Annotated in this window: 8 protein-coding genes; 2 read left to right on the top strand and 6 right to left on the bottom strand. The window is 65.2% G+C overall.

All coding sequences use genetic code 11. The annotated features are described in order from the left end of the window. The first annotated feature begins 158 nt into the window (after nucleotides 1-158). Entirely contained in the window at nucleotides 159-317 is a 159-nt protein-coding gene (locus tag GY937_05480; GenBank protein MCP5056163.1) for a hypothetical protein, read from the top strand. Nucleotides 318-321: 4 nt separating this feature from the next. On the opposite strand, the gene GY937_05475 is transcribed toward GY937_05480, so the two are convergent. After that, nucleotides 322-1,800: a wax ester/triacylglycerol synthase family O-acyltransferase gene (locus GY937_05475; protein MCP5056162.1), complete on the bottom strand. Its 1,479-nt coding sequence runs from the start codon at nucleotides 1,798-1,800 to the stop codon at nucleotides 322-324. Nucleotides 1,801-2,009: 209 nt separating this feature from the next. On the opposite strand from GY937_05475, the gene GY937_05470 reads away from it, so the two are divergent. Next, nucleotides 2,010-3,371: an FHA domain-containing protein gene (locus GY937_05470; protein ID MCP5056161.1), complete on the top strand. Its 1,362-nt coding sequence runs from the start codon at nucleotides 2,010-2,012 to the stop codon at nucleotides 3,369-3,371. Between the two features lie 35 nt (nucleotides 3,372-3,406). Here GY937_05470 and GY937_05465 read toward each other — a convergent pair whose 3' ends face one another. The 5 genes from GY937_05465 to GY937_05445 all read right to left on the bottom strand — a co-directional run bounded on the left by GY937_05465 (nucleotide 3,407) and on the right by GY937_05445 (nucleotide 9,043). Further along, nucleotides 3,407-4,195: an enoyl-CoA hydratase gene (locus GY937_05465; GenBank protein ID MCP5056160.1), complete on the bottom strand. Its 789-nt coding sequence runs from the start codon at nucleotides 4,193-4,195 to the stop codon at nucleotides 3,407-3,409. Between the two features lie 49 nt (nucleotides 4,196-4,244). Continuing rightward, on the bottom strand, nucleotides 4,245-4,688 hold the full coding sequence (locus GY937_05460) for a hypothetical protein (protein ID MCP5056159.1): 444 nt from the start codon (nucleotides 4,686-4,688) through the stop codon (nucleotides 4,245-4,247). Further along, nucleotides 4,685-5,431: a hypothetical protein gene (locus tag GY937_05455; GenBank protein ID MCP5056158.1), complete on the bottom strand. Its 747-nt coding sequence runs from the start codon at nucleotides 5,429-5,431 to the stop codon at nucleotides 4,685-4,687. The genes GY937_05460 and GY937_05455 overlap by 4 nt, the downstream gene beginning before the upstream one ends. Nucleotides 5,432-5,492: 61 nt before the next feature. Then, complete coding sequence (locus GY937_05450; protein MCP5056157.1) at nucleotides 5,493-7,964, bottom strand: response regulator; 2,472 nt, start codon at nucleotides 7,962-7,964, stop codon at nucleotides 5,493-5,495. Beyond that, complete coding sequence (locus GY937_05445) at nucleotides 7,961-9,043, bottom strand: HAMP domain-containing histidine kinase (protein MCP5056156.1); 1,083 nt, start codon at nucleotides 9,041-9,043, stop codon at nucleotides 7,961-7,963. Before GY937_05445 ends, GY937_05450 begins: the two co-directional genes overlap by 4 nt. Between the last annotated feature and the right edge of the window lie 312 nt (nucleotides 9,044-9,355).

Genomic DNA, 9,355 nt, shown 5'->3' with positions numbered 1-9,355 from the left:
GTCAAGTCAATCCGATACCGCTTCTTCGACATACGGGCCCCATGAATCGGCCCGCGACACGGCGAGAACCGATTGGCTGCGGGGGACGCAGTGCTTAGCATGACAACACTTCCGCCTTTGGTCGATACAAGGGACTAGGCGTCGAGGAGATGGCCCTCTTGCCGAACAATCCCGTCTGGCTGGAGAAACGCCCCCACCTCGGGTTGGCAATCACGGAGTCACTCGACGCGAAATTCGGGAGCTTTCAGGAGCCGGCGCATCTCGCCGAGGTGGGGAAGCTGTTCTCCGACTACGGAATTGCCGCGAAGCTCGGTTGACCGATCAGGTCGCGTCGACGGAGCCGGCCTCGTTCGAGGGAGCTTCCTCCCGCGCCTCGGGTCGCAGCTCGATCGGGCCTTCAGCCAGTTTGAGCAGTTCTTCCTGACTCTCGCGGAGGAAGGCAATGAAACGGCTCAGGTCGGGCACGACTTCGTAGTCTGCATTGAAGCCCCAGCACAGTTTCCCGTCGTAGCTGAACAAGGCGATGCCGAGCCCCGTGCGATCGACGAGGGGTACTTGCGGGAAGATCTCGTTCATCGGGGCGCCCATCATGTAGAGCGGCACCTGGGGGCCGGGTACGTTGGTGACCACGAGATTGAAGGGCAGCAGGCGCGAAGCGTTGCGCGCGCCTAGCGAAAGCAGGGTGGCGGGTGTCCACTCCGCGACCTGGGTGAGGGCCTCGGCTCCGACCGCGCTCTTCGAATCTTTCAGCTCCTGTGTGGCCTCGGAAATCCGCGCCAGCTGTTCCTTCGGATTGTCCGTGTCCAGGGGCAGCGGCAGGATCCAGGCCGAGACCCGGTTGCCGAGCTGGCCCTTTTCCCCTTCGGCGCGCACGCTGACCGGGGCCATGACGCGGAACTCGAGATCCGTCGGGTCGACCCGGCGGTATTCGAGGAAGCGCCGGACGGCCCCAGTGACGATGGTCAGCACGACGTCGTTGACCGAACCGCCAAGATGTCTGCGGACGCGCTTCACCTCGGCCAGCTCCATCGTGTGCCAGTCGAAGCGGCGGTGAGGACCGATCTGTCGGTTGAGGGGCGTCGAAGAAACGGGTCGCAATGTGGTGCCGAGGGTGGTGGCCGCAGCTCGCAGCCGATTCAATACGTCGCGTCGCTGCTCGCCGACTTCTTGCCAGAGATTCCGCACGCCGCGCACGAGATCGAGCGGCAGGCTCAGCCGCCGTAGCATTTCGTCCTGGAACAGTTCTGTTCCGCTGGGAGCGGGTCGGGGCACGAAGGGCGGGGCGTCGAGGATCTCGAATTCAGGCGAGCCCTGCATGAGGACGTTCATCAGGTCGACGCCCGAAGCGCCGTCGATCATGCAATGGTGGGTCTTGCTCACGACGGCGAATTTGTCGTCCTGGAGCCCCTCGATGAACCACATCTCCCACATCGGCCGTGTGCGGTCGAGGCGCTGGGCCATGATGCGCGAGGCCAATCGTTTGAGCTGATCGCTGTCGCCGGGCTTCGGCAGGCTGGTGTGGCGGACGTGGTAGTCGAGGTTGAAATTCGCGTCGTCGATCCAGACCGGCGATTGCTCGATCGGCACCCAGGCCAGCTTCTGGCGATAGCGCGGGATGCGGTGGAGGATCGAGGCGATGCCCCGCTTGATATGCGCCATGTCGATGCCGCCTTGCTCCGTGCGAAGCGGGCCGCTCTCGTAGAGGGCGGTGGAGGCGACGTGCATGAAGGTGTTGGGGCCTTCGAGGAGCAGGAACGAGTTGTCGAGGGCGGTGAGGCGGTCGTACGCGTAGCGGGCCATGGGGTCTCCGGGACGAGGCTGGAGCTGCCTCGTGGGCTTGACGCGGCGCATCATAGCCGATTCGGGGCGGAAAAAGCCGGTTTCGGCGCGCCTGGGAACGCCTTCAAGTAGGGCCGGGTGTCGAGCCGATGAGCTGGGCAGACCCTTGAATGGGGTGTCTCGCGGATGCCGCGCAGGCATTTCAACCTCCCCGGACGGAACCACACCCGATGAGCACGATCCTGCATGTCCATGTTTCCATTGATGGCGAGCCGCTCGCCGAGATTCCGTTCAGCTCGGATCGCCTTCAGGTGGGTCGGCTGGAGGAAAATGACGTCGTGGTGAGGGATCGTGCGGCCAGCCGAACCCACGCGCTGCTCGAACGGGTAGGCGAGCAGATCTACGTCGAAGATCTGGGCAGCCAGAATGGGATCTGGCTAGGCGGCCAACGAATCGAGGGGCGTGTCGAGATCGGATCCACGGACGAGCTTCGGATCGGGCGGCACACGATGCGTGTGGGTCCCCCCAGCGTCGAAGCGCCATTGAGCGCGGAGCCGGCCTTGCAGTCCTTGGAGTCGGGCACCCCTTCGTCGACGGCCGTGGAAGCCTCGACTGCGCTCGCGCCGGTTGGCGCATGGGAAGGTAGCCACGAGACGCCCGACGTGGACCCGTTTTCGATCGGTGACGAGGATCTGGCGGAGGCGGAGGTGCCTCTGGAAGACGGCGAGCTATGGGGTGTCGGCCTGGGCGAAGACGGACTCGGAGAACCCGATGGGATTCTGGATTCCGGCGAGCCCGAGTTCGAGCCCCAGATCGAGTCCGAGCCCGAAATCGAGTTCGAGCCTGAAACCGAGCTCCAGGAAACGGCCGGGGACGAGGCGGAGCCCGCGGGTAGTTTCCCGGGACTGATCGTGCAGCGTTCCGGACAACTCGATCGGGTCCTGGCCTGGGACGAGGACGAGTTGTGTGCAGGGCGCGGAGCCGAATGCGAGATCTTCCTGGGGGCGCGGGAGGTCTCCCGCCGCCACGCGCTCTTCGTTCGCAATGACGAGATCTACGAGGTCCGCGACCTGGATTCCATCAATGGTGTGATGGTGAACGGCGAGCGCGTCCACCAGCGAATCCTGAGCGTTGGCGACATCGTGCAGATCGAGACCTTCGAGCTGACGTTCGTGCTCGAGTCCGAGCCGATCGGAAGCGAGCTCCAGATGGGTGCGGACGTTCTGGAACCGGAAGTCGAGCACACGGATCCCCTCAGCATGACCGTTCAGGCGCAGCCGCCGATCGTCCTCGACGGGATCGAGAACTCCGAAGTCGAACCTCTCGAATCGGCCGCCGGACAGAACCAGATCGAGACGGCGTTCTCGTCTACGGAAGAGGACGGAATCGAGACGGCCGAGCAGGATCTGGACGAGAAAGAGCTCGAGTTGGCGCCTGTCAGCTTCGAGAAGTCCGCTACTGCGCCGTTGGTCCTCCAGCTGGAATTGGCTTCAGAAGGCCTTCCCGAGCCGTTGCGTCGGGCCCTCCAGGAACTCGAGAATACGGAGGAGAGCGCGGAGCTCACCGTCCGGGTGAAGTTGAAGCGTTCCTGAGACCGCCGGAGGTCACGGGCTCTGGCCGTGACCGGTCAGCGGCTCTGCCCGCGCCCGCGTTCCTGGATTCCGGTGCGTCGCGCTGCCACATCATCTGCCGTGACGTTCTTGACGTGTTCGAACGACTCGCGTCTTTCGTACTCGCGGCTTTCCGCGTAATTCATGCCGAAGCCCTCGTCGATCATTTTCTTGTAGCCCCGCATCGCATCGGGCACACACGAGAGCATGTCGTGGGCGATTGCCTGACAGGTTGGCAGAAGCTCGTCGGCACCTGCGACGACCTGGGCAAGTAGACCCCAGCGCTCCGCGGTCTCCGCATCGACGAAGTTCCCCGTAAGCGAAACGAGCTTGGCCCGGTTGATCCCGATCAGGCGCGGGAGCTTCTGGGAGAGTCCCCAGCCTGGAAGAATCCCGACTCGGGCGTGGGTATCGGCGAAGCGGGTCTCCGGGCAACCGATCAGTACGTCGCAGGCCAACGCCAGCTCGAATCCGCCGGTGATGGCAAATCCATTGATGGCACCGACGATCGGAAGCGGGCAGGCCTCGATCGCACGGATTGCGTCCTCGACGAGCGGAAGCTCGCCCGCACCACCGTCCTCGGGCCCCTGGCCCCCGAGTTCCTTCAAATCGATGCCGGCCGAGAACGCCGTCCCGGCTCCGGTGAGGACGATTGCACCGACCTCGGGATCCTCGGGCAGCGCGGTGAAGGTCGCCGCGATGGCGCGGCGCAGCGCACCGGAGAGCGCGTTGCGCGCGGCCGGCCGGTTCAGCGTGACGGTCGCGAGACCGTCTTTTTTTTCGACGAGGAGAACGGGTTCTGTCATGGCGGGAGCCTAGCGGAGAAGGAGACTTCCCTTCGCTGGCTCCGGTTTGCTAGGAGAAGAGTTCCCGCACGTCGTCCTGCAGCAATACGTAGAGGGTCAGCACGCCGACGAGGGTGCCGAGGGGTACCCACAGAAGGGAGAGTGCGCCGACGACGATCGCCGAGGTTCGCGCCCAGGGGCGGTGCAACAACAATCCGACGCCGGTCGCGAGGCCGGGGATTGCCAGTGCCCCGACCACGGTGGCGACGGCTGCGCCAATTCCACCGAGCACCCAGGTCGCGGTCGGGTCGCCGCTGATCAGGCCGGTGCCGGCCAGCGCCACGAACACGAGCGCCGCCGCGGCCGCGCCGAGCCCGTGCAGGACGAGGTAGGAGAGGGCCAGGAGCCGAACTCGCTCTTCGGCTCGCGCCTGGCCCTCCACCCGTTGAACGATGCGGGTGAATTCCGGCTCCTCTTCCATGAGCCAGCTGTCATTCCGGACGCCCGCGTTCATCGCGAGACCACGGGCACCGGCGGAGCCTTGCGGGCCGAGCGGGCGGGCAGGGCGGCGGAGCTCATCTGGCGCTTGAACTGCTCGAGTTCCTGACGCGCCGCTTCGTGGGTCGCTTCCCGTCGGATGCTCTTCAGCCGGCCTTGCAGATCGTCATCCGCGCCGAGTTCCCGGTCGAGCTCACCTTCCGTGGAGAGCCGGGCAACGTGCGAACGCACGCTCTCGAGGGCTCGCATGTCGGCGTCGACCGAGAGGCCGTCGATCGCCTCGTGGATCCGCCGCCGGGCTTTGGCATTGGCGAGGGTGACGACGATACGGCCCTTCTCGCGTTCGAGGGCCCGGATCTCCTCACGGAAGCGCACCAGATTGGTCTTGGCTTCCTCGGCCTCGGTCTTGAGGGTCTCGAACTCGGTCTCGGCCCGCTCGATGTCTTCGATCAAGGCCTGCTTGTGGGCGATCAACGTGAGAGCGACATCATCGTCACCGCGTTGGACGGATCGTCGAATGTCTTCGAGGGTGCGCGCGAGTTCGCCGCGGCGATCCGCGAGATCGCCCTCCAGCTTGTTGCGCATGTAGAGGATGCCAGCCACCGCTTCCTTGAGCTCGCGGTATTGGCCCACGCGCTCCGAGATGGCGTTCTCGAAGACCGCCTGGGGGTTTTGCTCCTCTCGGCCGCGAATCCAATGGGTGGCGATTCCGGAGATGAAACCAAACAATCGTGCAAAGAAACCGGGTCGTTGTGTCATGTTGTGTCCTTCTGGGCCTGGGCGCGGCTCATGGGTCTGGAAGCGGGTCCTGTCCGGGTCTTCATTCGTCCGCGTTCCAATCTTCGTCCCGGAGGTCGAGGTCGCGGATCTTCTGCTGCAAGCTCTGGCGCACCATCCCGATGGCTTCGGCGGTGCGAGAAATGTTGCCTTGGTTTTGTCGCAGGGCGCCTAGCAGGTAGCTGCGCTCGAAGCGCTCGACGGATGCCTTCTTCGCGTCGGAGAAGGGGAGGTCGCCCTGGGGCACGAGCTCTTCCGCGCTGCGCCGGCTCGCGCCCGTAGCGAGGTTCAGGTCTCCGGGCTCGATCCGCTCGCCGGGAGCGAGGACCGCGGCTTGCTCGATCACATTGCGGAGTTCGCGAACATTACCGGGCCACGCGTGGCGGGCGAGAGCGGCGAGGGCCTCCTCAGCGAGTGGCTTGGCAGGACGTCCCAGACGTTCTGCAAGTTGCCCGAGGAAGCGTTCGGCCAGGGCCGGGAGATCTTCCCGTCGTTCGCGAAGCGGGGGAAGGGGGAGCTCGACGACCTTCAACCGGTAGTAGAGATCCTCCCGGAAGCGGTCGTCCGCGACATCCTTTTCCAGATCGCGGTGGGTGGCTGCGACGACGCGCACATCGACAGCGATCGGTTGGGCGCCGCCGACACGTTCGAACGAACGCTCCTGCAAGACACGCAGTACCTTCGCCTGGGTCTCTGGCGCCATGTCGCCGATCTCGTCAAGGAAGATCGTGCCGCCGTCGGCCGCCTCAAAACGACCGACCCTACGCGCGTCGGCGCCCGTGAAAGCGCCTTTCTCGTGGCCGAAGAGTTCGCTTTCGACCAGCTCGCGGCTGATCGCAGCGCAGTTCACGGCCACGAAGGGTCGCCCCTTCCGTGCGCTCTTTTCGTGAAGCGCCTGGGCGACGAGTTCTTTGCCCGTACCGCTCTCGCCGCGGATCAACACGGTGAGATCGGTCTCGGCAACCTTCTGGATCGTTTCGAAGACCTGGCGCATGGTTGCACCGGAGCCGATCAAGTTGCCCATCCCGTAGTCTTTTTCGACGCGGGCGCGCAGCAGCCGGTTCTCTCGCGCGAGCTGCGTGCGCTCCAGGCAGCGACGCACCACGAGGCGGATCTCGTCGTTGTCGAAGGGCTTGGGGACATAGTCGTCGGCGCCAGCCTTCATGGCTTCGACCGCCACTTTTTCATTGCCGTGGGCAGTGATCATCACCACGGGCGTTTCCGGCTGGTTCGCCTTGGTGGCGCGCAGGACGTCCATTCCACTCGGCCCTTCGCCCAGGGCAAGATCCGTGAGCACGAAATCGAAGGATTCCGCTTCCAGCATCGCGATGGCGGCCCGACCGTCCCCGGCTTGTTCGCTCGTGAAGCCCTCGCGCTTCAGCAGGCCCGACAAGGCCAGGCGGATGGCACGCTCGTCTTCGACGATGAGGATTCTGGGACCAGTCATGCTTGCTCCGGGGTGTCGTGTGGGCAGGCTGACGAGGAAGGCGGCGCCGCCGGTCGAGGGGTTTTCCAACTCGATCTGGCCGCCGTGGGCTTCGATGATCTTCTTGGTGAGTGCGAGACCGAGGCCGGTTCCGCTCTCCTTGGACGAGACGAACGGATTCCAGATGCCCTCTCGTTCCGAAGGCTCGATGCCCGGGCCGTGATCGCGCACGCGCAGCCAGGCTTCGTCGCAAGCGAGGTTCTGACCGGTCTCGATGCTGAGAACCGGATGGCGTTCTGCTTCACTCATCGCGTCGAGGGCGTTCGCAATCAGGTTGATCACGACCCGGCGCAGCTTCTCGGGATCCCCGTAGATCGTTGCTTCGTCTTCGAGTTGGAGTTGTACGAGCACGCCGGTCTGATCGATGCGCTCGCGGAACGTGGCGAGCGCCGAGCGAACCACATCCGCCAGCGCGAGCGGCTGGCCCTGGAATCCCTCTTCGCGGGCGAATCGCAGCAGGTGCGAGATGCTCTTCTCTACCCGCTCGAGTTCCTCCAGCGCGACGTGGGCGTACCCTACGTTGTCTTCGGCGCGCGGGTCTTCGCCCATCTGCTGGACGAGGCTCTTGGCGGCCGTGATCGGGTTGCGGATCTCATGGGCCACGCCCGCCGCCAGGTGCTCGATGTGCCGGGATTGCTGGCCCAGGGTCTGGTGCCGGTGGGCGGCGACCTCGTGATCCAGTTCCCGCTGCACCTCACGCTCGATCCAACGCTCCCGCAGTTGCGGTTCGAGGACCTTCTTCACGAAATCACCCACGATCACGAACGCGCCGATCGTGATCACCCAGAAGGCGGCGCGGCCGGCAAAGATGCCGACGAGGGTGGTTACGAGGAGCAGGCCGATCAGATCCTTGACGAGCTTCGCCTTCGCCCGGGCACGCTTCCGAGCTGCGGCCAACCGATCCTCTCTCCCGTCACCCTCGCTTCGCGACGCAGCGTCGCGGGCGTGCTCGGACCCGTCGCGGCGCTTCCGACGCCGGGCCGATTGCCTCGTCCCCGCGCCACAGTTCCGGTGACCCCGGCGGCTCACGAAGCACTCTCGGGTTGTTCGCGGATCTCCTTGGGAAAGGTGAGGACGAACTCCGTGCCGTTGCCCGGATCGGAGTGGGCCTCGATCGAACCGCCGTGGGCATCGACGACCTTCTTCGAGATCGCCAGGCCCAGCCCGGTACCGCTCTCCTTCGATGTGTAGAAGGGGCTGAAGATCCGCGTCAGCCGCTCGGGTTCCATGCCCGGACCGTTGTCTTTCACCCGAAGCCAGATCTCGGTGCCGGCCAGGTTTTCGCCGGCCTGGACCACGAGGATCGGATGCTCGGTGTGGCCGTCGGAAAAGGCGTCGAGGGAGTTGCCGACCAGGTTGATGATCACCCGGCGCAGCTTCTCCGAATCCCCTCGCATGGGGCCGGCGTTGTGAACGTCCAACTCGACGGTGATGCCGACGGTCTGCAGTCGATCGCGGAAGGTTTCGAGGGCCGAATCGATGACTTCGGCAATGGAGACCTCGCGCAGCACCACGTCTTCGTCTCGCGCGTAGCGCAGGAGATGGGAGATGCTGCGCTCCACCCGCTCGAGTTCTTCGAGGGCCACGTTGGCGTACTCGACGTTGTCGTTCGCTCTGGGATCCTCGCCCATCTGCTGAACGAGGCTCTTGGCGGCCGTGATCGGATTGCGGATCTCGTGGGCGATCGAGGCCGAGAGTTCCTCGACCTGCTTCGAGTGGGCGCCTTCGAGGTTGGCGCGTTCCCGGGAGACACCAACGCCGACTCGCTGCTCGACCTCCTGGTCGACCCAACGCTGGCGCAGATCCGGTGCGACGATGGCGAAGAAGTAGTGCAGGGCCAGGCCGACGCCCCAGGGCATGGCGGTCCAGAAAGCCGCTCGGGGTCCGGCGACCAACAGCAGGAAGGCGTTCACCACCAGATAGGGAATCAGGTGGGACATGAAACCGATGCGCCGGTTCGCCGCCTTGCGCGCTTCGCGGTAGGCCCGCTCGCGGGGATCGTCCGTGGAGGATCCAGGCTCCGACGTCGTCGGCAGGTTTCCGCCGAACGCGTCCGAATCACCGGGCCAAGCCTCCCAATCGTGATGCCCGCTGCGCTGCGCCTGCAACCGTTCCTCCCGACGCCTTCGGCGCCGTTCGGTGCTTCTACGGGAGTGAGCCGTTCGGGGTTCGTCGCGCCGTCGGGACATGCATGGGCCTCTCAGGGCGGGTTTGCCGGGAACCGTTTCGATGGCGGCTCGAGGCCGCTCGGGAATCATGCCTGATCGAGAGAGCAAGGGTCGTGCCGAAACTCCAACTCCAGGAATTCCAACGGGTTACGCGGCTCGGCCCGAGAACCTGCTGCAGCCTACATCCGACACTGCAGCTCGGGTACTGCACCCGGGCGGCATTGCGTCCCCGTCCCGCGTTCGCGACTAGTG

This window comes from bacterium, assembly GCA_024228115.1.
In the GTDB taxonomy this organism is placed as follows: domain Bacteria; phylum Myxococcota_A; class UBA9160; order UBA9160; family UBA6930.
This window is presented reverse-complemented; position numbering and strand designations above follow the sequence as displayed.